This window comes from Peterkaempfera podocarpi (genome assembly GCF_042466665.1).
GTDB lineage: Bacteria > Actinomycetota > Actinomycetes > Streptomycetales > Streptomycetaceae > Peterkaempfera > Peterkaempfera podocarpi.
On the sequence record NZ_CP162102.1, the window covers coordinates 3,397,506 to 3,422,894 of the forward strand.

General features: G+C 71.8%; 23 protein-coding genes, 1 pseudogene and 1 riboswitch. Of the genes and pseudogenes, 10 read left to right on the forward strand and 14 right to left on the reverse strand.

The window, feature by feature from the left end:
• The 3 genes from AB0761_RS14760 to AB0761_RS14770 all read right to left on the reverse strand — a co-directional run bounded on the left by AB0761_RS14760 (position 1) and on the right by AB0761_RS14770 (position 3,251).
• On the reverse strand, positions 1-831 hold the full coding sequence (locus tag AB0761_RS14760; protein ID WP_377269455.1) for a carbohydrate ABC transporter permease: 831 nt from the start codon (positions 829-831) through the stop codon (positions 1-3).
• Positions 828-1,844, reverse strand: coding sequence for a carbohydrate ABC transporter permease (locus tag AB0761_RS14765; protein ID WP_377269456.1), 1,017 nt, complete (start codon positions 1,842-1,844; stop codon positions 828-830). Before AB0761_RS14765 ends, AB0761_RS14760 begins: the two co-directional genes overlap by 4 nt.
• A gap of 99 nt (positions 1,845-1,943) precedes the next feature.
• The gene (locus AB0761_RS14770) at positions 1,944-3,251 is read right to left on the reverse strand and encodes an extracellular solute-binding protein (protein WP_377269457.1); all 1,308 of its coding nucleotides are present in this window, start codon (positions 3,249-3,251) and stop codon (positions 1,944-1,946) included.
• Between the two features lie 338 nt (positions 3,252-3,589).
• Here AB0761_RS14770 and AB0761_RS14775 point away from each other — a divergent pair, with 338 nt between their 5' ends.
• From AB0761_RS14775 to AB0761_RS14790, 4 genes are all read left to right on the forward strand, one after another.
• The gene (locus AB0761_RS14775) at positions 3,590-4,378 is read left to right on the forward strand and encodes a GntR family transcriptional regulator (RefSeq protein ID WP_377269458.1); all 789 of its coding nucleotides are present in this window, start codon (positions 3,590-3,592) and stop codon (positions 4,376-4,378) included.
• A 206-nt stretch (positions 4,379-4,584) separates the two neighbouring features.
• A complete protein-coding gene (locus AB0761_RS14780) occupies positions 4,585-4,863 on the forward strand; it encodes a DUF3311 domain-containing protein (RefSeq protein ID WP_377269459.1) in 279 nt (92 codons plus the stop codon).
• Positions 4,860-6,494 (forward strand): monocarboxylate uptake permease MctP, encoded by a 1,635-nt coding sequence (mctP, locus tag AB0761_RS14785; RefSeq protein ID WP_377269460.1) that lies wholly within the window; start codon positions 4,860-4,862, stop codon positions 6,492-6,494. Before AB0761_RS14780 ends, mctP begins: the two co-directional genes overlap by 4 nt.
• Before the next feature lie 82 nt (positions 6,495-6,576).
• Entirely contained in the window at positions 6,577-7,275 is a 699-nt protein-coding gene (locus AB0761_RS14790; protein ID WP_377269461.1) for a histidine phosphatase family protein, read from the forward strand.
• 98 nt (positions 7,276-7,373) lie between these two features.
• Here AB0761_RS14790 and AB0761_RS14795 read toward each other — a convergent pair whose 3' ends face one another.
• Entirely contained in the window at positions 7,374-8,327 is a 954-nt protein-coding gene (locus AB0761_RS14795; protein ID WP_377269462.1) for a helix-turn-helix domain-containing protein, read from the reverse strand.
• A gap of 252 nt (positions 8,328-8,579) precedes the next feature.
• Between AB0761_RS14795 and AB0761_RS14800 the strand changes: the two genes are divergently transcribed.
• Positions 8,580-9,077, forward strand: a complete 498-nt coding sequence (locus AB0761_RS14800; RefSeq protein WP_377269463.1) for a GNAT family N-acetyltransferase — start codon at positions 8,580-8,582, stop codon at positions 9,075-9,077.
• 7 nt (positions 9,078-9,084) lie between these two features.
• On the opposite strand, the gene AB0761_RS14805 is transcribed toward AB0761_RS14800, so the two are convergent.
• Positions 9,085-9,720, reverse strand: coding sequence for a LysE family transporter (locus tag AB0761_RS14805; protein WP_377269464.1), 636 nt, complete (start codon positions 9,718-9,720; stop codon positions 9,085-9,087).
• Between the two features lie 212 nt (positions 9,721-9,932).
• Positions 9,933-10,056, forward strand: a riboswitch (cobalamin riboswitch).
• Positions 10,057-10,188: 132 nt separating this feature from the next.
• Here AB0761_RS14805 and AB0761_RS14810 point away from each other — a divergent pair.
• Together AB0761_RS14810 and AB0761_RS14815 are read left to right on the forward strand one after the other, a co-directional pair.
• Positions 10,189-12,579 (forward strand): ribonucleoside-diphosphate reductase subunit alpha, encoded by a 2,391-nt coding sequence (locus AB0761_RS14810; protein WP_377269466.1) that lies wholly within the window; start codon positions 10,189-10,191, stop codon positions 12,577-12,579.
• Positions 12,580-12,632: 53 nt separating this feature from the next.
• Positions 12,633-13,607, forward strand: a complete 975-nt coding sequence (locus AB0761_RS14815; RefSeq protein ID WP_377274103.1) for a ribonucleotide-diphosphate reductase subunit beta — start codon at positions 12,633-12,635, stop codon at positions 13,605-13,607.
• 111 nt (positions 13,608-13,718) lie between these two features.
• On the opposite strand, the gene def is transcribed toward AB0761_RS14815, so the two are convergent.
• From def to AB0761_RS14860, 9 genes are all read right to left on the reverse strand, one after another.
• Positions 13,719-14,342, reverse strand: coding sequence for a peptide deformylase (gene def, locus AB0761_RS14820; RefSeq protein ID WP_377269467.1), 624 nt, complete (start codon positions 14,340-14,342; stop codon positions 13,719-13,721).
• 126 nt (positions 14,343-14,468) lie between these two features.
• Entirely contained in the window at positions 14,469-15,443 is a 975-nt protein-coding gene (locus AB0761_RS14825; RefSeq protein ID WP_377269468.1) for a tetratricopeptide repeat protein, read from the reverse strand.
• Between the two features lie 117 nt (positions 15,444-15,560).
• A complete protein-coding gene (locus AB0761_RS14830) occupies positions 15,561-15,776 on the reverse strand; it encodes a biotin/lipoyl-binding carrier protein (RefSeq protein WP_377269469.1) in 216 nt (71 codons plus the stop codon).
• A gap of 115 nt (positions 15,777-15,891) precedes the next feature.
• Complete coding sequence (locus tag AB0761_RS14835; RefSeq protein WP_377269470.1) at positions 15,892-17,220, reverse strand: HD-GYP domain-containing protein; 1,329 nt, start codon at positions 17,218-17,220, stop codon at positions 15,892-15,894.
• Positions 17,217-18,737 (reverse strand): HD-GYP domain-containing protein, encoded by a 1,521-nt coding sequence (locus AB0761_RS14840; protein WP_377269471.1) that lies wholly within the window; start codon positions 18,735-18,737, stop codon positions 17,217-17,219. The genes AB0761_RS14835 and AB0761_RS14840 overlap by 4 nt, the downstream gene beginning before the upstream one ends.
• Positions 18,738-19,011: 274 nt before the next feature.
• Positions 19,012-19,311, reverse strand: coding sequence for a mycothiol system anti-sigma-R factor (gene rsrA / locus AB0761_RS14845; RefSeq protein WP_377269472.1), 300 nt, complete (start codon positions 19,309-19,311; stop codon positions 19,012-19,014).
• A complete protein-coding gene (locus AB0761_RS14850) occupies positions 19,308-20,045 on the reverse strand; it encodes a sigma-70 family RNA polymerase sigma factor (RefSeq protein ID WP_377274105.1) in 738 nt (245 codons plus the stop codon). The genes rsrA and AB0761_RS14850 overlap by 4 nt, the downstream gene beginning before the upstream one ends.
• Positions 20,046-20,263: 218 nt before the next feature.
• On the reverse strand, positions 20,264-20,914 hold the full coding sequence (locus tag AB0761_RS14855) for an alpha/beta family hydrolase (protein WP_377269473.1): 651 nt from the start codon (positions 20,912-20,914) through the stop codon (positions 20,264-20,266).
• Between the two features lie 17 nt (positions 20,915-20,931).
• Entirely contained in the window at positions 20,932-21,705 is a 774-nt protein-coding gene (locus AB0761_RS14860) for an SOS response-associated peptidase (RefSeq protein ID WP_377269475.1), read from the reverse strand.
• Positions 21,706-21,978: 273 nt separating this feature from the next.
• Between AB0761_RS14860 and AB0761_RS14865 the strand changes: the two genes are divergently transcribed.
• The 3 genes and pseudogenes from AB0761_RS14865 (at position 21,979) to rsgA (ending at position 25,209) form a co-directional block, all read left to right on the forward strand.
• Complete coding sequence (locus AB0761_RS14865) at positions 21,979-22,692, forward strand: M50 family metallopeptidase (protein WP_377269476.1); 714 nt, start codon at positions 21,979-21,981, stop codon at positions 22,690-22,692.
• Positions 22,693-22,763: 71 nt separating this feature from the next.
• Positions 22,764-24,097 (forward strand): annotated as a pseudogene (gene aroA, locus AB0761_RS14870) (3-phosphoshikimate 1-carboxyvinyltransferase).
• 56 nt (positions 24,098-24,153) lie between these two features.
• The gene (gene rsgA, locus AB0761_RS14875) at positions 24,154-25,209 is read left to right on the forward strand and encodes a ribosome small subunit-dependent GTPase A (RefSeq protein WP_377269477.1); all 1,056 of its coding nucleotides are present in this window, start codon (positions 24,154-24,156) and stop codon (positions 25,207-25,209) included.
• The last annotated feature ends 180 nt before the right edge of the window (positions 25,210-25,389 follow it).

Consider the following 25,389-nt stretch of genomic DNA (forward strand, 5'->3'; position numbering starts at 1 on the left):
TCAGCCCTTCACGGCGCCGGAGGTCAGGCCGCCGACCGCCTTGCGCTGCAGGAAGAAGAAGACGATCATGACCGGCACGGCGAAGAGGCTGGAGGCGGCCATGGTGGCCCCCCAGTCGCTGCCGAAGTTGGTCTGGAACTGCGTCAGCCACAGCGGGAGGGTCTGCGCCTCGGCCTCCTTGTTGAGGACGAGGATCAACGGGAACTCGTTCCAGGCGGTGATGAAGCCGAAGAGCGAGGTGGCCATCAGCCCGGGGGCCAGCAGCGGGAAGATCACCCTGACGAAGGCCTGGACGCGGGTGCACCCGTCGACCATCGCCGACTCCTCCAGCTCGCGGGGGACGGCGGCGATGAAGCCGCGCAGCGTCCAGATGGTGAAGGGCAGCACCATCATCATGTAGAAGAGCGTCAGCGGGACCAGCCTGTTCAGCAGGTCGGCATCCCGGACGATCATGTAGATGGCGATCACCATGACCTCCCAGGGCGCCATCTGGGCCAGCATCACCACGACCACAAAGGCCTTGCGGCCCTTGAACTTCATCCTGGCGATGGCGAAGGACGCCAGCAGGGCGATGAACAGTGAGGCGAGGACCGCGCTGATGGTCACGGTGAAGCTGTTGCGCACCAGGGTCCAGAACCCGTCGGCGTCCAGGGCCTTGGTGAAGTGGGCGACGGTTCCGTGGAGGGGCAGGAAGACCGGGGTCCTGCTGATGATGTCGTTGTCCTGCTTGAAGGACGTCGCCACCATCCAGTAGACGGGGAACGCGAAGAACGCAAAGAGGACGACAGCCACTGCGTTGGGCCAGGTGCGTCCTGCCAGGGACCGCCTCACAGCTCGTCCTCCTGCTTGACGATGATCCGGAAGTAGTAGGTCATCAGGACCAGCAGGATCAGGATGGTGAGCACCGAGATGGCGGCGCCCATGCCGTAGTGCTGGTTGCCGACGCCCTCGACGAAGGCATAGACCGGGAGGGTCTCGGTGGAGCGCTCGGGGCCGCCGCCGTTGATGGCGATCACCTGGGTGAAGCACTTGAAGACCCAGATGACCTCGAGGAACGTCGTGCTCAGGAAGAACGGCCGCAGGATCGGGAAGGTCAGCTGGGTGAAGGTCCGCCACGCCCCGGCGCCGTCCATCCGGGCAGCCTCGAAGAGCTCCTTGGAGATGGTGGTGAGGCCGGCGTACATGTTGAAGGCCACAAAGGGGACCGAGCCCCAGACGATCAGCAGGGTGATGACCGAGAACGCCGAGAGCTGGGTGCTCATCCAGTTGTACTGGGCCATGCCGTGCCAGCCCAGCTGGGCCAGAATCCAGTCCACGACGCCGAACTGGGAGTCGAAGAGCCAGGTGAAGACGGTGGTGGAGGCGACGATCGGCATCGCCCAGGCGAGCATCAGACCGGTCGAGAGCAGCAGCCGCATCTTCTTGCCGAGCCGGTTGAGCAGCAGGCCGACCAGGGTGCCGCCGACCATGATCAGGGCGACGTTGGCCAGGGTGAAGAAGAGCGACCGCACCGCCGTGTGCCAGAACTCACTGCTGGAGAGCAGGTCCTGGTAGTTCTGGACACCGTTCCACTCGGTGAGGTGCTGGATGAGCTGCCGCATGTTGAGGTTCTGGAACGACAGCAGCAGGTTCTTCAGCAGCGGGTAGCCGAGCAGCACCAGAGTGATCAGCGTCGCCGGCAGCAGCAGCAGATAGGGCGCGCTTCTGCTCAGCAGAGTGGCGCGGTCGGCGGGCCTGCGTCTGCGCTGCCCGCTGCTTCGGCCGGCCGGCCCCGAGGTCCGGGAGGCGGCAGTCCGCTGCCTGTCGGAGGAGCGTGCCTTCACCCGCTCCGCTTCCACAGCCATGTGGTTCTCTCTTCTCTCTGCCCTGCGTCGCGCTGCCGACGTGGCGACGCCGCCCGCCGGTCCACGGGGAAGTGGACCGGCGGACGGAGCCGCGGTTTGTCACTGCTTCTGGGAGAGCCGCTGGTTGATCTCGCCGTCGTACTTCTTGGCGGCGGTGTCGTAGTTCTGGCCCTGCAGGACCGCAGTCATGAAGTCCTTGATCGGGTTCGGGGTGTTCTCCACCGCGGCCCACTCGGGGATGGAGGGGGTGGTGGCACCGGAGACCGACGCGGCGATCGCGGCCTGCGCGAACTCGTTGCCCGAGACCTGGCTGTTCAGCAGCGGGTTGTTCGGCGTCATACCGGCCTCCTTGACCATGGCGCCCTCCCACTGGTCGGACAGCGCCAGCGTGAGGAAGCCCTTGGCAAGGTCGGGGTTCTTGCTGTTCGCCGAGATGGCCAGGTTGGAACCGCCGAGGAAGACGCCGGACGGCTTGTCGGCGGTCTTGCCGGGCAGCGGGAAGTAGCCGACCTGGTCCTTGAGCTTGGCGTTCTTGGCGATGGCGCCGCCCGCCTCCCAGCCGAGGCCGATCATGGTGCCGACGTCGCCCTTGGCGAAGACATCGGACTGCTGCGGGGTCGCCTCGTCCTTGTCCTTGGGGGCGGTGCTGTAGCTCTGGAGCTTCTGGTAGGTCTCGAAGCCGGCCTTGGCGGGGGCGGACTCCAGCGAGCCGGCCCACTTGTCGCCGGACATCTGCGCGACCGAGCCGCCCTCACCGGCCACCAGGCCGAAGTAGGTGTACCACTCCTGGCCCGGCAGGTAGAGGGGCTGGCTGACGCCGCTGGTCTTCTTGAGCTTGTCCAGGTCGCCGTAGAACTCGTCCAGCGTCTTGGGAGCGCCCGTGAGCCCGGCCTTCGCCCAGAGCTGCTTGTTGTAGATCACCACGCGGTTGGTGAAGTACCAGGGGGCGGCGTACTGCTTGCCGTCGAAGACGGAGCTCTTGTTGAGGTTGTCCGCCCAGTGGTCACCACCGAGGGAGGACTTGTCGGCGGTGATGTCCATCAGGCCACCGGTGGCGGCGTAGCCCGCGGTCTGGGTGTTGCCGAGCTCCAGGACGTCCGGCGGGGTGTCCTCGGAGAGGGCGGTGGTCACCTTCTGACCGATGCCGTCCCACTGCTGGACCTCGATCTTGAGCTTGGCGCCCGGGTACTGCTTCTCGAACGCGGCGGTCACGTCCTTGGTCCAGCCGGGAGGGTTGGACCCGCTCATGAACCAGACCGTCAGGGTCTTGCCGCTGTAGTCGGAAGCCTTGCTGCTGGACGTGCTGGACTTGTCGGAGCCGGCGGACTTGCCACCGTCCGAGCCGCATGCCGCAACGCCGACGACCATGGCCGCGACGCCGACCGCCGCGATGAGCTGACGCTTCACGCCATCCTCCTGGATGCCCGAGGTTCCCCCGCCACGGCCGGCGACAGCCTTCGAGGAAGGCGAGGGAGCCCGCACTTGGTTCGGGGTTTGTGATTGGTTTAGACCAATAGCCTGGAGCTTGGCCTAGACCAATGACAGTGTCAACGCCTCGGCCACAAAGAGCACCAGCCGTTATCAAGCCGACACCAGCAGGGACCGAATTGTGCCCAGCGGCCCGCCCCGAGCCGACAGACGTCCGACGTTGCCGACCCGGCCCCGCAAGACCATGCCACCATGAGCCCTGACAGCACGCGGATGAACCGGTGACGGCAGTATCAGGCCAGAAGGTGACGGCAGGCATGACCACCGAAGAGCGGACCGAACAGCCCACGGCTGCGGGACCGGCCCCGCAGGACGCGGGCAGCACGGACCGCCCCGCCACCCGGGTGCCCAAGTACTACCGCCTGAAGAAGCACCTGCTGGAGATGACCGACACCCTCCCCGCAGGCACACCGGTCCCCCCGGAGCGCACCCTGGCGGCCGAGTTCGACACCTCCCGCACCACCGTCCGCCAGGCCTTGCAGGAGCTGGTGGTCGAGGGACGCCTGGAGCGCATCCAGGGCAAGGGCACCTTTGTCGCCAAGCCCAAGGTCGCCCAGGCCCTGCAACTCACCTCCTACACCGAGGACATGCGCGCCCAGGGCCTGGAGCCCACCTCCCGGCTGCTGGACGTCGGCTATGTCACCGCGGACGACCGGCTCGCAGCCCTGCTGGACATCAAGGCCGGCGGCCGGGTGCTGCGCATCGAGCGGCTGCGGCTGGCCAACGGCGACCCCATGGCCATCGAGTCCGCCCATCTGTCCGCCAAGCGCTTCCCCGCCCTGCGCCGCAATCTGGTGAAGTACAACTCCCTGTACGCCGCACTGCGCGAGGTCTACGGCATCACCGTGGCCGAGGCCGAGGAGACCATCGAGACCTCGCTGGCCACCCCGCGGGAGGCCGGACTGCTGGGCTCCGACATCGGCCTGCCGATGCTGCTGCTCTCCCGGCACTCCTACGACGCCCAGGGCGAGCCGGTGGAGTGGGTCCGCTCCCTCTACCGGGGCGACCGCTACAAGTTCGTGGCACGGCTGAAGCGGCCCGCATAGCGCGGGGGCGCGCCACTTGCGCCGCTTCTGTGCCGCTTTATCCGACCATCACGTGGGATTCCCTGTGTGAACCGGTGACAGAGACATTCGGATGTCCTAGATTCCCGCCGTCAGACCTGCCGATCACCAGCGGTGCTGCTCGGCGGGCACGGGGGCGACCCCCTCGTGCTGCGGCGCCGCGGGTGCTCCCGACGCCGGAGCCGCTCATGACCGAGACAACGGAGGCCCAGGCACCGCCGGGCCGCCTGCCGATCGTCACCCCCGCACGCGTGGTGGCCGCAATCTGCCTGCTGGCGCCGTTCGTTGCCACCCTCTGGGTGGCCTCGTACGCCAAGACCGGGCCGAAGCTCGGCGGAGTGCCGTTCTTCTACTGGTACCAGCTGCTGTGGGTGCCCATCTCGGCGGCGCTCACGATCACCGCCTATCTGCTGATGCGCCGCGAGGACCGGCAGCGCAAGGCCCTCAAGGGAGGTGAGGGGCAGTGAAGGACGGCGTCAACACCCCCGCACTGGTCATCTTCATCCTCTTCTTCGCCGCGGTCACCGTGATGGGCTTCCTGGCCGCACGCTGGCGCAAGGCCGACAACGCCCTGCACCTGGACGAGTGGGGCCTGGGCGGCCGCAGCTTCGGCACCTGGATCACCTGGTTCCTGCTCGGCGGCGACCTCTACACCGCGTACACCTTCGTGGCCGTCCCCGCGGTCCTCTACGGCGCGGGCGCGGCCGGCTTCTTCGCGGTCCCGTACACGATCATCGCCTACCCGCTGGTGTTCATGTTCCTGCCGCGGCTGTGGTCGGTCTCGCACCGCCACGGCTATGTCACCCCGGCCGACTTCGTCCGCGGCCGCTACGGCTCCAAGGGGCTGTCGCTGGCGGTGGCGCTCACCGGCATCCTGGCCACCATGCCGTACATCGCCCTCCAGCTGGTGGGCATCCAGGCGGTGCTGGACGTGCTCGGCGTGGGCGGCGGCAACAGCAGCAACTGGTTCGTCAAGGACCTGCCGCTCTTCCTCGCGTTCGCCGTCCTGGCGGCCTACACCTACTCCTCGGGACTGCGGGCCCCCGCGCTGATCGCCTTCGTCAAGGACACCCTGATCTATCTGGTGATCATCGTCGCGGCGATCTACATCCCGATGCGGCTGGGCGGCTACGGCCACATCTTCGACGCCGCCGGGCAGAAGTTCGCCACCGTCAACCCGGCGACCGGCAAACCGCTGGGCTCGCTGATCAGCGGGCCGCAGGCGCAGTGGGGTTACGCCACGCTGGCGCTGGGCTCCGCGATGGCGCTCTTCATGTACCCGCACTCGGTCACCGGAGTGCTGGCCTCCAAGTCCCGTGACACGGTCCGCCGCAACACCGCGATCCTGCCGGCCTACTCGCTGATGCTGGGCTTCCTGGCGCTGCTGGGCTTCATGGCCATCGCGGCCGGCGTCGGCAAGGGCGTCACCGGCTTCAACGCCCAGCTCGCGGTGCCCCAGCTCTTCGAGGACATGTTCCCGGACTGGTTCACCGGGGTGGCCTTCGCCGCCATCGGCATCGGCGCCCTGGTACCGGCCGCGATCATGTCGATCGCCGCGGCCAACCTCTTCACCCGCAACGTCTACAAGGACTTCATCAAGCCGGACGCCACCCCCGCGCAGGAGACCAGGGTCTCCAAGCTGGTCTCCCTGGTGGTCAAGGTCGGCGCGCTGATCTTTGTCCTCGGCATGGACAAGCAGTTCGCGATCAACCTGCAGCTGCTGGGCGGCATCTGGATCCTGCAGACCTTCGTCTCCATCGTCGGCGGCCTGTTCACCCGGTGGTTCCACCGCTGGGCGCTGCTGGCCGGCTGGGCCGTGGGCATGGTCTACGGCACCTGGAAGGCCTACGGGATCGCCGCCCCCACCACCAAGCACTTCGGCGGCAGCTCCGCCGAGATCCCGGTGGTCGGCCAGATCGGGTACATCGGCCTCACCGCCTTTGTGCTCAACCTGGTTGTGGCGGTGGTGCTCACGCTGGTGCTGCGGGCCGCCAAGGCGCCCGAGGGAGCCGACGAGACGACCAAGGCCGACTACACCGCCGAGGCCGGCGAGCCCGGCGTGGCGGAGGAGAAGCCGCTGGTCGCCCCGGCAGGCTGAGCCCTGGACCTGCACATCGGCCGCCGCCTCCGGGAGACTGGGGGCGGCGGTCGTCTGCGTCGACACGGAGGGGGACGGCGGGATGGGACACCTTGAGCGGCTGCCGGCCGCGCTGCTCGCGGTACGGCACGGCGAGTCCACGGCCAACGCCGTGTTCGAGGAGGCGGAGGCGGCCGGGGCCACCGACGTGCCCATCACCTCCCGGGACGCCGACATCCCCCTCACCGCACGGGGCCGCGAGCAGTGCCGGGCGCTGGCCCGCCGGCTGGCCCTCGCACCGCCGGAGGAGCAGCCGCAGAGCATCTGGTGCTCGCCCTACGACCGCGCCCGGCAGAGCGCCGAGCCTCTGCTGGCCGCGCTCGGCGGGGATCTGCCGCTGCGGATCGACGAACGGCTGCGCGACCGGGAGCTGGGCGTACTGGAGATGCTCCCCGCCGCCGGTATCGAGGCCCGCCATCCCGCCGAGGCGGCCCGCCGGAGGCGCCTGGGCGAGCTCTACTACCGGCCCCCCGGCGGCGAGTCCTGCGCCGATGTGGCGCTGCGGCTGCGCAGCCTGCTGGCCGACCTGGCCGAGCGGGAGGCCGGACGGCGGGTGCTGGTGGTCTGCCATGACGCGGTGGTGCTGATGCTGCGCTACGTCCTGGAGGACCTGGACGAGCCCGGAATGCTGGCCGCCCACGCCGCCGACGGCCGGGTGCGGAATGCCTCGCTGAGCGAGTGGCGGCTGCACGGCGGCCGTCTCCACCGCACCCTGTGGAACGACACCACCCATCTGCCCTAGCCGGAACCGCACTTCGTGCCACGCGGTCCGCGGCGCACCGCCGGAGGCCGTCACCCGACCCGGCGGGACGGGCCGTCCGCCGGGCGGCTCACCCGGGGTCAGCCGACCGGGGCGCGAAAGGTGCGGCGGTAGGCCTGCGGAGTGGTGCCGAGCCACTTGCCGAAGTGGTGCCGCATCCCCGCCGCATTGCCGAAGCCGGTGGCCGCGGCGATGGCGTCCACCGTCTCGTCCGTCGACTCCAGCATCCGCTGGGCGTGCAGCACCCGTTGGCCCACCAGCCAGCGGTGCGGGGTGGTGCCGGTCTCCTGCTGGAAGCGGCGGGCGAAGGTGCGCGGCGACATATGGACCCGGGCCGCCAGTTGCTGCACCGTCGCCTCCCGGTCGAGGTTGCGCCGCATCCAGTCCAGCAGCTCGGCCAGCGAGTCCCCCTCGGCCTCCGGCAGCGGCCGCTCGACATACTGGGCCTGGCCGCCGTCCCGGTGCGGGGCGACCACCATACGGCGGGCGATGGCCAGGGCCACCTCGCTGCCCTGCTCCTGGCGGACGATGTGCAGACAGGCGTCGATGCCCGCGGCGGTACCGGCCGAGGTGACCACCTGGCCCTCGTCCACATAGAGCACATCGGGTTCCAGGGTCGCCAGCGGAAACCGCTCGGCGAGTGTGTCCAGATAGCGCCAGTGGGTGGTGCAGCGGCGGCCGTCCAGCAGTCCGGCGGCGCCCAGCAGGAAGGTGCCCGAGCAGATGGAGAGCACCCGGGCCCCGCGCTCCACCGCTTGGCGCAGGGCGTGCAGCAGCGCGGGCGGGTAGTCGCCGCGGAGCCCCGAGGCGACCGAGATCACCAGGTCGGCCTCGGCGATCCGCTCGGGCCCGTGCGGGATGTCGATGCTGAACCCGGCATGGGTGCGGACCGGGCCCGGCTTGTCGGAGACGACCGCGAAGTCGTACACCGGCAGCCCCTGGTCGCTGCGGTCCAGGCCGAAGACCTCGCAGGCCACGCCCAGTTCAAAGGGGTGGGCCTCCTCCAGCACGATGGCCACCACGTTCTTCAGCATGTCCCCAGACTGCCGCCTGGCAGTAATTCGCGCAAGAGTGGCATTACTGCCACTCGTTGCGGCTGCATCCAAATGCGAGAGTCAAGGCATGGAAACCGCACTCGCAATCCTCGCGGCCGCGGGCGGCTTCGGCCTCCTCGGACTGCTCGTCGGCCTGGACGCCAGGCAGCACCGCGTGGTCGGCGGGCACCGTCCCGGCGGCTACCCCAGGGACCCGTACGCAGGCGAACACCCCTCCGGCACACTGGGCGCATGGACATCGTCGTACGGGCCGCACGCCCGGAAGAGCTGGACCGGGCAGGGCACATCACAGCCGATGCCTTCATCGGGGACGGCCACACCTCAGCCGACGGCGACTACGCCCGGCGCCTGCTCGACGCCCGCACCCGCGCCGCTGAGGCCGAACTTCTCGTCGCGGTCGACGACAGCGGCGAAGGCACACTCCTCGGCTGCGTGACCTTCGCACTCCCGGGCACCCCCTGGGCCGAGGTGGCCCGGGAGGACGAGGCCGAGATACGGATGCTGGCGGTCGCCCCCGAGGCCCGCGGCCGCGGCGCCGGAGAGGCCCTGGTCCGGGCCGCCATGGCCAGGGCCCGGGCCCACGGACTGCCCCGGATGGCCTTCTCCACCCAACGGAGCATGCACTCCGCCCACCGGCTGTACGAGCGGCTCGGCTTCCGCCACACCCCGGACCGCGACTGGTCCCCCGTCCCCGAGGTTCAGCTCCAGGTGTTCGCCGCACAGATCTGAGGCATCGTCACCACGCCTGCGCCACCAGCAGCCTCAGCGCCAGCACGGTGATCAGGACGCTGGAGGCCACCGCGGTGGCCAGCTGCCCGCGGCTGCCGGTCAGGACACGGCCGAGCAGTGCCCCACCGCCGGCCAGCAGCAGTTGCCAACTGGCCGACGCGGCAAAGGCGGCAGCGATGAACACGGCCTGCTCCAGGCGGTCCGGCGCCCCCGAGGTACGGCTCCCCAGCACCAGCGCCGTGAAGTAGATCACGGTGGCGGGGTTCATGAGGGTCATCCCCAGCAGCCCGAGATAGGCCCGCCCGGGCCCCTGCGGCGTCCCCTCGACCGCGGCCGCCCCACCGCGGCCGCGGTACCGGCCGACACCCGCGACCGCCCCACGGACCGCCAGGAGCAGCAGCACCACTGCCGAACCCCAGCGCAGCGGAACCATCACCGGCCGGATCAGCGGGGTGAGTGCCGCACCCCCGAACGCGGCGACCAGTGCATAGAGGCCGTCGGCCGTGGCGACGCCGAGCGCGGCGAAGGCGCCGATCCGCAGGGACGTCCGGGCGGTGAGGGCCACCAGATAGGCCGCGACCGCTCCCACGGGCACGGCGATGCCGTAGCCCGCGAGGAGCCCCGCGACCAGGGCGGCCGTCATGACCGCGCGGGAGCCGGCCTCCACGGTCGGCCCGGCTGCTGTCGGCCGTGCACCGGTCGGGTGGTGGCGGTCGTCGGCAGCGGAGCGGTCATGGTGGTCATGGGCAGATCCTGGGGTCTGCCGAGCCGTCCGGGCAAGGCGTTTTCCCTGCGCCGGCGGCCGCCCGCAGAGCCGCCACGCACAACATGTGGGGCTCCTTGCCGAACCTGCCACTAGATGTATGCTCAGTCCGCTGTCGACGCAGGGGAACCCGGTGGGAATCCGGGACTGCCCCGCAGCGGTGTGCGGGCTACCTGCCCGTGAGTCCGAGTGCCTGCCGACGGTGCGTCCGGCGTGCCCCTGCATACGCCACCGGGCGCCGTACGTCCGGGCCTCGCGGGTGGGCCGGGGACGCACCGGCGTGTGCCCCGGTGCGCGCGCCCCTCCCCTGCGGCCCGGTGGTCCGACCGCCGCGAGGAGAGAGCACCCGTGACCAACCCCGCCTCAGCCGACCTGGAGCACGACGAACCCGGCACCGCCCTGCTGCGTGTCCTCACCGACAGCAGCGCGGACCTGCCGGAGGTGGACCCCGGCCGGGTCGCCGCCGCCGCGCTGCGCGGACGCCACTCCGGCTCGGACTTCGCCGAGCTGCGCTCCCTCGCCGTGGAGGCCGCCGCCGCCCTGATCGCCGAGGACCCGCAGTACTCCCGGCTGGCGGCCCGGCTGCTGGCCAGGGAGATCGCCGACGAGGCCATCGGCGAGGGCGCGGTGTGCTTCGCCGCCTCCATCGCCGTCGGACACCGGGAAGGGCTGATCGGCGACACCACCGCAGACTTCGTCGCCCGCCACGCCGATGCGCTGGACGCCCTGATCGAGCTCCCTTCCTCGCCCGCCTTCGGCGCGGCGGGGCCCCGCGGCGACGACCGCTTCGAGTACTTCGGGCTGCGCACCGTCCAGTCCCGCTATCTGCTGCGCCACCCGGTCACCCGCCGGGTGATCGAGACTCCGCAGCACTTCCTGCTGCGCGTCGCCTGCGGTCTGGCGGTCGGCAGCAGTGCGCAGTCGGTGGCCGAGGTGGCGGAGCTCTACCGGCTGATGAGCCGGCTGGAGTACCTGCCCTCCTCCCCCACCCTCTTCAACTCCGGCACCCGCCACCCGCAGATGTCCTCCTGCTATCTGCTGGACTCCCCGCTGGACGAGCTGGACTCCATCTACCAGCGCTACACCCAGATCGCCCGGCTCTCCAAGCACGCCGGCGGCATCGGCCTCTCCTACAGCCGGATCCGCTCCAGGGGCTCGCTGATCCGCGGCACCAACGGCCGCTCCAACGGCATCGTGCCCTTCCTGCGCACCCTGGACTCCTCCGTGGCCGCGGTCAACCAGGGCGGCCGGCGCAAGGGCGCCGCCTGTGTCTACCTGGAGACCTGGCACGCCGACATCGAGGAGTTCCTGGAGCTGCGCGACTCCACCGGCGAGGAGGCCCGCCGCACCCACAACCTCAACCTCGCCCACTGGATCCCGGACGAGTTCATGCGCCGGGTGGAGGCCGACGCCGACTGGTCGCTCTTCTCGCCCGCGGACGTCCCCGAGCTGGTGGACCTGTGGGGCGCCGACTTCGACGCCGCGTACACCAAGGCCGAGCAGTCCGGAAAGGCCCTGCGCTCCATCCCCGCCCGCACCCTCTACGCCCGGATGATGCGCACCCTGGCGCAGACCGGCAACGGCTGGATGACCTTCAAGGACGCCTCCAACCGCGCCGCCAACCAGACCGCGCTCCCCGGCCGCACCGTCCACTCCTCCAACCTCTGCACCGAGATCCTGGAGGTCACCGACGACTCCGAGACCGCGGTGTGCAACCTGGGCTCGGTCAACCTGGCCGCGCACCTGCTGCCCACCGGCGAGCTGGACTGGGAGCGGCTGGACGCCACCGTCCGCACCGCCGTGACCTTCCTCGACCGGGTGGTGGACATCAACTACTACCCGACCCCCGAGGCCACCGCCTCCAACTCCCGCTGGCGGCCGGTGGGTCTGGGCGTGATGGGCCTGCAGGACGTCTTCTTCCGGCTGCGGCTGCCCTTCGACTCCCCCGAGGCCAAGCGGCTCTCCACGCTGATCTCCGAGCGGATCATGCTGGCCGCCTACGAGACCTCGTGCGAGCTCGCCGAGCGACTCGGCCGGCACGACGCGTACGAGGAGACCCGGGCGGCCCGCGGTCAGCTCCACATCGACCACTTCGCCACCGCGCCGGGGTGGCCGGAGCGCTGGGAGGCGCTGCGGAGCCGGGTCGCCGAGACCGGGCTGCGCAACTCGCTGCTGCTGGCGATCGCCCCGACCGCGACCATCGCCTCGATCGCGGGCGTCTACGAGTGCATCGAGCCGCAGGTCTCCAACCTCTTCAAGCGCGAGACCCTGTCGGGCGAGTTCCTCCAGGTCAACCCGTACCTGGTCAACGACCTGAAGGCGCGGGGGCTGTGGACCGCCGCGACCCGCGACGCACTGCGTGAGGCCAACGGCTCGGCGCAGGAGATCCCGGGCCTGTCGGCGGACCTCACGTCGCTCTACCGCACCGCCTGGGAGCTGCCGCAGCGCTCGCTGATCGACCTGGCCGCGGCCCGCATGCCGTACCTGGACCAGAGCCAGTCGCTCAACCTCTTCATGGCCGCGCCCACCATCGGCAAGCTCAGCTCGATGTACGCGTACGCCTGGAAGGTCGGCCTGAAGACCACCTACTACCTGCGCTCCCGCCCCGCGACCCGGATCGCCCAGGCGGCCGGCGCGCCCCCAGCCGTGAACATCCCCGCCCCCGCCGTCAGCGAGGAGCAGTCCGCCGCCATCGCCTGCTCCCTGGAGAACCCCGAGTCCTGCGAGGCCTGCCAGTGACCACCGCCGCCAAGAACCTGCTCGACCCGGGTTTTGAACTCACCCTGCGGCCGATGCGCTACCCGGACTTCTACGACCGGTACCGCGACGCCATCAAGAACACCTGGACCGTGGAGGAGGTGGACCTGCACTCGGACGTCGCCGACCTCGCCAAGCTCAGCGACGGAGAGCGGCACCTGCTGGGCCGGCTGGTCGCCTTCTTCGCCACCGGCGACTCGATCGTCGCCAACAACCTGGTGCTGACCCTCTACAAGCACATCAACTCGCCCGAGGCGCGGCTCTACCTCTCCCGACAGCTCTTCGAGGAGGCCGTCCACGTCCAGTTCTATCTGACCCTGCTGGACACCTACCTGCCCGATCCGGAGGACCGGGCGGCGGCCTTCGCCGCGGTCGAGAACATCCCCTCCATCCGGGAGAAGGCGCAGTTCTGCTTCCGCTGGATGGCTGCGCTGGACGGAGAGACGGGGGTCGAGAAGACCGACCGGCTGGAGACCAAGGAGGACCGCCGCCGGTTCCTGCTCAACCTGATCTGCTTCGCCGCCTGTATCGAGGGGCTGTTCTTCTACGGCGCCTTCGCCTATGTCTACTGGTTCCGCAGCCGGGGCCTGCTGCACGGCCTGGCCACCGGCACCAACTGGGTGTTCCGCGACGAGTCCATGCACATGGACTTCGCCTTCTCGGTGGTGGACACCGTCCGCGCGGAGGAGCCCGACCTCTTCGACGAGGAGATGGGCCGCCAGGTCACCGCCATGCTGGAGCAGGCGGTGGAGGCCGAGCTGCAGTTCGCCCGCGATCTGTGCGGCGACGGCCTGCCCGGGATGAACACCGACTCCATGCGCCAGTACCTGGAGTGCGTCGCCGACCAGCGTCTGGCCCGGCTGGGCCTGCCGGCCCGCTACGGCTCCGGCAACCCCTTCGGCTTCATGGAGCTGCAGAACGTCCAGGAGCTGACCAACTTCTTCGAGCGCCGGGTCTCCGCCTACCAGGTCGCCGTGGAGGGCTCGGTCTCCTTCGACGACGACTTCTGAGACACCCGTGGCCCGGCCGGGCAGGCGGAGGGGGCCTGCCCGGCCGGGCCATGGATCCGGCTGCGGAAACGGCTGTGACGATGCGTCGACTGCCGTCTGCGGCGGGGTGGTTCAGTCGTTGGGGACGGTCTGGTACTTGGGGGTGGACTCGGCCATCTGCCGCAGCGCGTCCTTGCGGTCCCGCTTGGAGAGGCGGTCGATGTAGAGGTAGCCGCCCAGGTGGTCGGTCTCGTGCTGGAGGCAGCGGGCGAAGAAGCCGCTGCCCTCGACGCGGATCTTGTTGCCGTCCTTGTCGCTGCCGATGACCGCGGCGTAGTCGGGACGGGCCAGGTCCGCATAGGCCCCGGGGACGGAGAGGCAGCCCTCGGGGGACTCGTCGAGCTGGCGGTGGGAGGCGTGGAGCTCCTCCAGTACCGGGTTGACGATGTGGCCGATGTGCCGGACGCCCTCGTCGTCGGGGCAGTCGTAGACGAAGACCCGGGCGTCCACGCCGATCTGGTTGGCGGCCAGGCCCACGCCCTCGGCCGCGTACATGGAGACGAACATGTCGTCCACCAGCTCGGCCAGGGTGGAGTCGAACTCGGTGACGGTACGGCAGGCGCGGTGCAGCACCGGGTTCCCCACCACGGTGATGGGCTGGACCGTTCCCCGGGAGGTGTCCGGCTCCTCGCCGACCACCCTCAGCGGCTCCGCCGGGCTGTCGGTCACGGTCTGGTGCTCGTGCTGCTCCGCCATCGCTGTTCCGCTTCGCCTTCCTGGACGTGACAAAAAAAACCCTGCGGTCCAAGGGTACGGGTGCGGACCCGGGCTGCGCCCCTTACTCGGGCGTCCGGCTCCGGCGCCCGGCTCCGCCGTCCGGGTTCAGCAGACCTCTTCCAGGTCGCGGAAGGCCCGGGTGCCCGGTCCGGCCGCGACCCAGCGCTCCAGCAGGGGCCGCACCAGATCGGCGGGGGCCGCGATACCGCACTCCCGCTCGGCGATCCAGGAGAGCCCCTCGCCGCGGTGGCTGAGATGGCTGAGGTGCCCGGGGTGCGCGGCGTCTCCGTCATCGTGCGGATCATGGTGCTCGCTGCTGCCGTCGTCGGTGTCCATCCGGCTCTCGGAGCAGGCCCGGCAGAGCAGCCGGACCGAGGACGTCCAGTCCTCGGCGGCGTAGCCGGCGTCGGAGACCAGCCGTTCCAGGGCATCCCGGTCGGGCTCGGTGGCGGCCTGGAGCAGCACCACATGGGTGGGCACGGGCGAGGGCGCCCAGAGTTCGATCTCGTCGAAGACCGGATAGGCGACCCCGTCGGCGACCCGCTCCCCGTGCGGGGCGCCGTCGTGCAGCACCACCTCGCCCCAGCGGCGGCCTGAGGAGGGCAGCGGGATGGACAGCACCTCGACCCGCGCGGGGTCCAGCCGGCGGCCCCAGACCACCTCGGACTCCCCCTCGGGGGAGAGCCTGACCGGGGTGGTGCCGAAGTCCAGCCGCACCGGCCCCTCGCCCGAGGGGACCCTGAGGCCGTACGCCTGCCAGGAGCGGCGGGCCAGCGGCCAGTCCTGCAGGGCGGTGGCCGCTATGCCGAGATTCCACCAGTCGGGGGCGCCCTGCTCGCGGTCCAGCAGGGCCACCGCGCGCAGACCGGCGGCGCGCGCCTGCTCCCAGTCCCGGCGGAACTTGTGCAGCAGGGCGAGGTTGTACCAGGAGTCGGAGAGCCAGGGCTCCAGATCGGCGGCCATCACCAGCAGGGCGCCCGCGTCCTCGTAGCGGCCGTTGCCGATGAGCGTGAAAGCCCGGTCGGTCGTCTGCCGCCAGGTGGCGGAAGGCCGGTGCCTCGCCCGGTGGAAGATCCTCACGTCGTCCCTGCCGATGTCCTCACGGCCGGCCCGTTCGCCGCCGTAGTCCCGAACTGCTGCTCTCCCGTGTCGTGTCCGCCGTACCGCCCGCACAGTACGGCGGGCGGGCGCGCGGCGCTACGCGATAACGGCCAGCAGATCGCCCTCCTCGACCGCGTCGCCCGGCGCCACGTCGATCTCGGACACCGTGCCCGAGGTCCCGGCCAGCACCGGGATCTCCAGCTTGCTCGCCTCCAGGATGACCACCGCGTCGCCGGCCCGCACCAGATCGCCCTCGGAGACCCTGATCTCCCGGACGCTGGCCACCAGTTCCGCCTCGATCCGCTCGCTCATGACGGCTCCTTGCCCGATTCCTCGCTCCCGATGCCTCTGCCGGGGCCGCGCGGCCCCGTGGTCCTCCTCCCACCCTGTCGCCGCATCCAACCACGCGCACGGCGGCAGGCCTCGGTTACCGCCCGGTTCGCTGCCCGCGGCAGCCCGCCGACACCTGGGCAAGGGCCTCCACCACCCTCGGGTCGTACTCCCGCGCGGTGTCCAGCCGCAGCTGTTCCAGCACCTCCAGCCGCCTGGCCAGGCCCCGGTCGTCGCAGAGGTCGTCGTAGGCGTTGGCGGCCCGGATGATCCGGGACGCCGCAGGAAGCCCGGGGTCCCGGCTGCCGTCCGGGCACCGATAGGGCTCGGCCTGCCTGCGGACGCAGTCCGCCACCTCCGGGGGGACCCCGGCCTGCCGGATGACCTCGCTGCCCAGCCGGGCGATCCGGCGCTGCTCGGCGGCCGGCAGCAGCGCGGTGGCGCCGCCCGGGACGGGCTCCACCAGTGAGAGCTGCCCGATGTCGTGCATCAGCGCGGCCGACTCCAGCAGCAGCAGCTCCCGCTCCCCCATGCCCAGCCGGCGGCCGATGGCGCGGGAGAGCGCAGCCACCCGGCGGGTGTGCCCGGGGAGGGTGTACCCGGCCACCTCGGTGGCGCGGGCCAGCGAGGCGACGGACTGGCGGTGGGTGTCCCAGGTGGCGCTGTGCCGCCGGAAGGACAGCTGGGTGAGCGCCAGCGGTGCGGAGAACACCGGCAGCGCCCAGAGGCCGATCTCACCGGCCCCCAGGCTGATCACCAGGCCGGTCGCGCCGATGGCGGTGCCGATGCCCAGCAGGGCGCGCAGCTCGTCGCGGAGCGCAGGTCCGAAACGACGGCCGGTACGGGCCCGGTGCAGCACCGCGGCAAGCACCACGTCGCAGAGCGCGGCCAGTGCCGCGACAGCGGCGAGGACCAGTCCGTACTGGGCTCCGTGGGTGGCGAGGCGGTCCAGCGCACCGGAGTTGTACAGCGGCTGGAAGCAGACGGCGGCAAAGCAGATGGTGATGATCCGGCGGGCGAGCACATCGGGGTCGGGGGCCCTGCCCCGGAGGGTGTTCAGGCCCAGGCCGAGCAGCCCGGCGGCACCGCTGACGGCGACCACCTGGAGCACCCCGTGCCCCGTGGGCAGGCCCCGCAGCGGCCCCAGGAGGGCATAGGCGAGTGCTCCGGCATCGCTGATCGGGGCCTGCTCCCGGTCGCCCGGCAGGGTGACCCGCACCGCCTCGCCGACCGCGATCAGGGCGCCGAAGGCCAGGGCGACCCGGATCTCGGAGACCCCCGCGACGACCGTCCCCGCGGCCGAGACCAGCAGCACGGCAGCCGCCGCGATGTGCACGGCGGTGACCGCGGTGCGCGGTCCGCCGAGCGGTACGGGGGTCCGGCGGCGGGCGGGGGGCTGCGGCGCCCGGGGCGGCGGGGCGCTCACCGGGACTCCGGGGAGAGGGGCCCGGGGGCGGGGTCGGGTGCCGCCGCCTGGGCGGGGTCGGGGTCGGGGGATGTCGGTGGCGGCGGAGGAGGAGGCGGAGGCGTGGCAGCCGCCGGACGGACGGGGTCGGGGACGCCGAGGGGGATGTCCGGCACCTCCCCGGCATAGCCGCCGGGCGGTGGTTCGGCGGGCTGCCAGCCGTACCGGTCCACCGCGCCGACCAGGGCCTGCACCATCCGGGGGTCGAACTGGGTCCCGGCGCAGCGCCTCAGCTCGGCGACGGCCTCGGGGACGGGCCGTCCCCGGCGGTAGGAGCGGGTGGAGGTCATGGAGTCAAAGGCGTCGGCGACCGCGATGACCCGGGCGAACTCCGGGATCCGGTCCCCTGCGAGGCCATGCGGGTAGCCGCGGCCGTCCACCCGCTCATGGTGGTGCAGGATGCCCGCACGTGCCTCCCCGAGGAAGCCGATGCCGCGCACCATCTCATGGCCGTACTCCGGGTGCAGCTCCACGGCGCGCCGCTCCTCGGGGGTGAGCGGGCCGTTCTTGCGCAGCAGCGGGGTGGGCACGCCGAGCTTGCCCACATCGTGCAGAATGCCGGCGAACCGCAGTGAGTGCAGGCGTTCCTCGGCCATGCCGATCTCCTGGGCGATCAGCACCGAGGCACGGCCGACCCGCTCGCTGTGGCCCCGGGTGTACTCGTCCTTGATCTCCACCGCCTGCACCAGCGCCTGCACGGTGGCGCGGTGCGCCGCCTGCTCGCGGCGGTACTCGGCGTGGACCCAGCAGGAGACGGAGAGCGGCAGCAGCGCCAGTACGGCCGCGAAGGCGCCGTAGGGGCCCTGCCACAGGGCCGCCATCATCAGCGCGACCGCGCCGTGCACCAGGCAGGGGACGACGCTGGGCAGCAGTACCGCCCGCAGGACCCCGGCCGGGTGTGCCCCGCGGTCGGCGAGCACCGTGATCAGACCCAGCAGGACGCCGTTGGCCAGGCAGAAGACGGCGGCGGCCGCCAGTGCGGGGAGCAGCGCACCGGGGAAGCGGGCACCCAGCAGCAGCGGGGGCCCGTCCAGCAGCCGGAAGGCCGTCGCGGCGGCGAAGGCCGCAAGGGCCAGCTGGGCGGAGTTCCACAGCCTGCGGGTGCGGCGAGGAGGTGCCACCGGGCCGAGGAGCGCTCCGGGGAGGGCGGCCAGTGCGGCGCCGGCCGGCGGCAGCAGCAGGGCGCCGGCCAGCAGGACCGGGAGGAACACGCCGGCGGCGGCAAGCGCCGTCCCGGCGCCTGGATCCGGCCGGTCGGCGGCCGGGTCGCGGCGGGGGCGCAGCCGTGGGCCGCGGGCCAGCAGGTCGCAGCCCAGGTAGAGCAGGGCCAGGACGCCGACTCGGGACCAGGGAACGGCGGCGCCTGCCCACTGGGCCACCGGCGAGTGCCGCTGGAGCTGGGGAAGCAGCGGGAGCAGGCAGGGCACGGCCGCGGGCACCACGGTCGCCAGGCAGGCTCTGGCGGCTGGGGGCAGCACGGGTCTGAGCCCGGGCTGTGCCAGGTCGGCTGTGATGACGCCCTCCGTACCGGTCGGGTACGGCGGTCCCGGTGCGAGGCGGACCGCCCGCCACGGAGGATAGGGGGCGGGCGCCGGATGCAAGGGCGGCTCGTCGCATTACTGCGGTCGGCGCAGCCGGATTCCCACGATCGGGTGACACAGCGCGGCGGGGGCCGCTTTCGGCCCCCGCCGCTGTGCCGTACAGATGTCCCGCCGGCGTTCCCGCGTACGGGCCCGCGGGGGGCGGCCCCGCCTACTCCTGGACGGTGTCCGCCGCCACATAGGCGGTGTCGGCGCGGGCCGAGCGGATGGTGTCGATCCGGGCCAGCACCTTGCTGCGCAGGTCGGTCGGCGCCGCGTCACAACCGCAGGAGCGTTTGATCAGCGCCTTGATCGCCGCCTCCAGGCCGTACTTCTCCAGGCAGGGCGAGCACTCCTCGAAGTGCTCGCGCAGCTTGGCGCAGTCGCCCTCGTCCATCTCGTTGTCGAGATACTCGTAGAGGTGGTCGAGCACCTCTCCGCAGTCCGTCTCGTGCGGGTTACCGCAGCTCATGTGCTCGAGCCTTTCCCCTCGTCCCCCGCACCCGCCCCACTGCCGGCCGGGACCAGTCCCCGGTCCCGCGCGTAGTCCTCGAGCAGCCCCCGCAGCTGGCGACGGCCCCGGTGGAGACGTGACATCACCGTACCGATGGGGGTACCCATGATGTCGGCGATCTCCTTGTAGGCAAAGCCCTCGACGTCCGCGAGATAGACCGCGATGCGGAACTCCTCCGGAATCGCCTGCAGGGCCTCCTTCACATCGCTGTCGGGGAGGTGGTCCAGCGCCTGGGCCTCCGCGGAGCGCAGGCCGGTCGACATGTGCGACTCGGCGCGCGCCAGCTGCCAGTCCTCGATCTCCTCGGCGCCGGTCCGCTGCGGCTCGCGCTGCTTCTTGCGGTAGGAGTTGATGAAGGTGTTGGTGAGGATCCGGTACAGCCACGCCTTGAGGTTGGTGCCCTCACGGAACTGGTGGAAGGAGGCGTAGGCCTTGGCGAAGGTCTCCTGGAGCAGGTCCTCGGCGTCCGCGGGGTTGCGGGTCATCCGCAGCGCGGCCGAGTACATCTGGTCCAGGTAGCCCAGGGCGTCGCGCTCGAACCGCTCCCGGCGGGTGTCCTCCGACTCCTCGGCAGAGGCACGAAAGGTCTCCTCGCCGATGGCGTCGGCGAGCTCCTCTCCGGTGAGCTCCCGGTCCGTGTGCTCGTGCTCCACGGCCCCGGTGTCATCCTCGGTCCCGGCGACCGGACCCACCTCCTCGGCGTTGCGCGGCCGTCCCACGATGGTCCGACCCGAAACGGAGGATATCGGCCCCGGCGTCTTCTCGCCCGCGACGACCCACTCCGACCAGAGGACCGCGGGATCACCCGCCTTCTCCTCGGGGCGTTCGGGGCAAGCGATCGAGCCCATGGGCACTGCCTTTCCACCGACGTGTGTACCGACGTGTGTACACAACCCCTGTGGAACCCGTTTCATTCCCGGGCCGCAGCAGCTGTCCGCAGTGCCCAGTCGCCCACCGCGCCGGTGACCACGGCCAGTGCCTCCTCCTGGGTCACGGTGCCCCGCTTGGGCACCGCGAAGCCGTGGTCGGCGTCGGGCACCGGGACCAGCTCGGCGCCCGCGGGCAGCCGCGGGAACTCCTCCGGCCGTCCGAAGGCGTCCCGCAGGCCCTGCACGACCAGGACCGGAAGTCCGGCCCCGGTCAGCTCCTCCGCTCTGCTCTTCTCCGGTTTCCCCGGGGGATGCAGGGGAAACGCCAGCGCGAGGATTCCGGCGGCGCCGCTGGATCTTCCGGTGCGGCAGGCCACCCGCGCGCCGGCACTGCGGCCCCCCACCAGCAACGGCACCCCCTCGCCGGCCAGCTGCTCGGCGACCGGCAGCCAGCCCAGGTCGAGGGTTCTGGGCGCGGGGGCCACCCGCCGCCCGGCCACCCGCCAGGGCTGCTCGACCAGGGCGACGGTCACCCCGAGCGGTGGCAGCGCGGCGGCGAGCGCCTGCAGGTCGCGGGCCTCCACTCCGCCTCCGGCGCCATGGCCCAGCGCCAGTACCGCAAGCGGCCGCTCCGCCCTGGCGAAACCGATGCGAGCATCACCCGCCTGCGTGGTGACGGTCCTCTGTTCCACCGGGCGTCCTCCTGGGCTCAGAACAGCGTGGCGTCGCCCAGCGCCTCCTCCACCGGAATGGGCTCGGTCAGCCGGGGACCGTTGTTGCGCACATTGTTCACCGCCGATGACACCGGGTGCGCGGCCAGCCGGCCGGCCAGCGGGGGCACCAGCAGGGAGCGCAGCTCGTCGGCGTCGCTGCGGGCCGGGTCCAGCCAGGCGTCGTACCCGCCGGGCTCCACCAGCAGCGGCATCCGGGGGTGGATGCGGCCCAGCGCGTCCTCGGCGTCGGTGGTGAGCACGGTGCAGGTGCACAGCCAGGCGGCGGGGTCGTCGCCGGGCCGTGAGCGGTCGCGCCACCACTCGTAGAGTCCGGCCATGGCCATCACCGAGCCATCGGCGGGGGTGATGAAGAACGGCTGCTTGCGGGAGCTGCCTCTGGGCCCGTCCGGGGCCGTCGCGGGGGTGAACCACTCGTAGTAGCCGTCGGCGGGCAGCAGGCAGCGGCGGGAGGCGAAGGCGCGGCGGTAGGCCGGCTTCTCATGGACGGTCTCGGACCGGGCATTGATCATCTTCACCCCGGTGTCGGCCGACTTCGACCAGGACGGCACCAGTCCCCAGCGCAGCACATGCAGCTGCCGCACCGGCTGCGGGCCCTCCTCCTTCACCGGCCGGTCGAGGACGGCCCACACCGGTTTGGTGGGCGCCACATTCCAGTCGGCCTCGAGGGTCTCGGTGGGATCCCACCTCTCCACCTCGAACAGCTCGACCAGGTCCTCCGGTTTCCGGCTCGACGCATATCGGCCGCACATCGCAGCAACCACCTCTCCCCAGGCATCACAGCGGACTCCGCCCTCCCATTCTGTCCGCAGTGGCACCACATGAGCCGGAGAACCCCTGGGGCCCTCCACCGGAGGCCACGCTGCGTCGCCCCGCCCTGCACACCCCGTCCGCGGAACCGCCGGATCGCGGGACGCGGCGGCCCGGGCGAACCTGCGGCTGGTCGCCCGCCGTCCTCCCGTGCGAAGCTGCCCGTTCACCGGCGGGTGGACGGCGGCCAAGGAGACGGGGGTACCGCAGTGGAGATGGACGCACACGGCCTGGGTGACGCCTGGGACCGGGTCCTGGGCACGCAGCCCGCCCCGCCGGTCTGGCTGGTCCTCGCGGCGGGCGCGGTGGCGCTGGTCGCGGTGGTCGCGGCCCCGCTGTGGCGGCTGAGCCGCAACATCGTCACCATCGCCCACGAGGGCGGCCACGGCCTGGTCGCGCTGCTGACCGGCCGGCGACTGTCCGGGATCCGGCTCCATTCGGACACCTCCGGCCTCACCGTCTCCTCCGGGAAGCCCTCCGGCACCGGGATGATCCTCACCGCGGCGGCCGGCTATCTGGCGCCGCCTCTGCTGGGCCTGGGGGGCGCCGCGCTGCTGGCCGCCGGGCACATCACCGCGCTGCTGTGGACCGCGATCGTGCTGCTGGCCGGGCTGCTGGTGATGATCCGCAACGCCTTCGGAGTGCTGTCGGTGCTGGTCACCGGCGCGGCCTTCCTGCTGGTGTCCTGGTACGCGGGCGACCGGACCCAGGCGGTGTTCGCCTATCTCGGGGTGTGGTTCCTGCTGCTGGCCGGGGTGCGGCCGGTGCTGGAGCTGCAGCGGAAACGCCGCCACGGCGGCGCCCCGGACTCCGACGCGGATCAGCTGGCCCGGCTGACCGGCGTGGCCGCGGTGCTCTGGGTGGGGCTGTTCCTGGTGACGGCGCTGGCCAGTCTGCTGGCCGGGGGCAGCTGGCTGATCGGCCGCTGAGTGGCTGGTACGGCCGCCCGCCCGGAGGCCAGGACAGGGGCTGCCGGACCGGAACCCTCTAGGCTGGCGCCATGACCGCTGACCTCTGGCCCGCCCCGACCGCGTCCGCAGCTGTGGACGCGACCGTCACCGTGCCCGGCTCCAAGTCGGTCACCAACCGCGCCCTGGTGCTCGCCGCACTGGCCGCCCAGCCCGGCTGGATCCGGCGGCCGCTGCGCAGCCGCGACACCCTGCTGATGGCGGCGGCACTGCGGGCGATGGGCGTCGGCATCGAGGACACGGTCAACAGCTCCACGGGCGGCACCGGCGGCGGCGACGCCTGGCGGGTGATCCCGGCCGGTCTGCACGGCCCCGCGAGGGTGGACGTGGGCAACGCGGGCACCGTGATGCGCTTTCTGCCGCCGGTGGCCGCACTCGCCGACGGCCCGGTGGACTTCGACGGCGATCCCCGCTCCCATGAGCGTCCGCTGCACGGGGTGATCGACGCGCTGCGGGCGCTGGGCGCCCGGATCGAGGACGGCGGCCGGGGTGCGCTGCCGCTCACCGTGGCCGGCACAGGGGCGCTGGACGGGGGCAGGGTCACCGTGGACGCCTCGTCCTCCTCCCAGTTCGTCAGCGCCCTGCTGCTCTCCGGTGCCCGCTTCAACCAGGGTGTGGAGGTGCGGCACCAGGGCGGTCCGCTGCCGTCCCTGCCGCACATCCGGATGACGGTGGAGATGCTGCGGGCCGCCGGTGTCCAGGTGAGCGCACCGGAGGACGGCGGTGAGACCGATGTCTGGCGGGTCACCCCGGGTGCCCTGCTCGGCCGGGACCTGGTGGTGGAGCCCGACCGTCCAATGCCGCGCCGTTCCTGGCCGCCGCGCTGGTCACCGGTGGGCGCGTCACGGTGCGCGACTGGCCGGCGCACACCACCCAGCCGGGCGACCGGCTGCGTGAGATCTTCACCCTGATGGGCGGCTCCTGCGAGCTCGCCGACGAGGGTCTGACGCTGACCGGGTCCGGCCGGGTGCACGGTATCGAGGCCGATCTGCACGATGTCGGCGAACTGGCCCCGGTGATCGCGGCGGTGGCCGCGCTGGCCGACTCGGACTCGCACCTGTGGGGCATCGCCCATCTGCGGATGCACGAGACCGACCGGCTGGCCGCGCTGGCCAAGGAGCTGGGCGGGCTGGGCTGCGAAGTCGACGAGACCGAGGACGGCCTGCGGATCCGGCCGCGCCCCCTGCACGGCGGCGTCTTCCACACCTATGAGGACCACCGGCTGGCCACCGCGGCGGCCGTGGTGGGCCTGACCGTCCCCGGCGTCCTGGTGGAGAACGTCGCCACCACCGCCAAGACCCTGCCCGACTTCCCGGGGCTGTGGGCCGACATGCTGGCCGACCCGGCCACCCCCGCCACCGCCTGACCCAGGAGATCCGCCATGACGAACCGCACGATCCACCCGAAGGCCTGACAGCACGCATGCGCCGTTACGGCAAGGACGCCGACGAGGACGACATCCGGGCCAGGCCCGGCCGCCGGGGCTCCCGTCCCAGGACCCGTATCCGCCCCAAGCACGAGGACGCCGCCGAGGCGATGGTCCTCACCATCGACCGGGGCCGGCTGACCTGCCTGGTCGACGCCGGCACCCGGCAGGAGCGCGCGGTCACCGCCATGAAGGCCCGTGAGCTGGGCCGCAAGGGCGTGGTGGTGGGCGACATGGTGGCCCTGGTCGGCGACCTGTCGGGCGAGCCGGACAGCCTCGCCCGGATCGTCCGGGTCGAGGACCGCTCCTCGGTGCTGCGCCGCACCGCGGACGACGACGACCCCTATGAGCGGGTGGTCGTCGCCAACGCCGACCAGCTGGCCATCGTCACCGCCCTGGCCGACCCCGAACCGCGTCCCCGGCTGATCGACCGCTGCCTGGTGGCGGCGTACGACGCAGGCATGGAGCCGCTGCTGATCCTCACCAAGTCCGATCTGGCGCCGGCCGATCCGCTGCTGGAGATCTACGCCCCGCTGGGCGTACGGCATGTGGTGACCCGGCGCGACGACCTCGGCCCCGAGGAGTCCGAGGCGGTGCGGGACCATCTGCGAGGCCGGTCGACGGTCTTCGTCGGGCACTCCGGGGTCGGCAAGACCACGCTGGTCAACGCCCTGGTCCCGGACCGGCAGCGGGCCACCGGCGTGGTCAACGCGGTCACCGGCCGCGGCCGCCACACCACCACCTCGGCGCTGGCGCTGCGGCTGCCCGCACCCCCCGGGGTCAAGCCGGGCTCGCGACGGGCTGCGGCGCCCGGCTGGGTGATCGACACCCCCGGCTTCCGCTCCTTCGGGCTGTCCCATGTCGACCCGTCCCGGGTGATCCATGCCTTCCCCGACCTGGCGCCGGGCACCGAGGGCTGCCCACGGGCCTGCAGCCACGACGAGCAGGACTGCGCACTGGACGCCTGGGTGGAGAGCGGCAAGGCCGACCCCGCGCGGCTCTACTCGCTGCGCCGGCTGCTGGCGACCCGGGAGGCCCGCGAGGGGGACTGAGCCGGGCCTGCCGGCCGAGCGGTGCGATGCCCTGGAATCCCGGCCCAGCCGGTGTGATCATCTTGCCGCCGCGCTCCCGCCTCGCCGATCTGCTCTCCACGGCGGCGCCGGGTTCCTGGGCGGCACCTCGATCGACACCGATATGCGCAGCACGGCCGTCGCCTGGTGACGGCAGCGGCA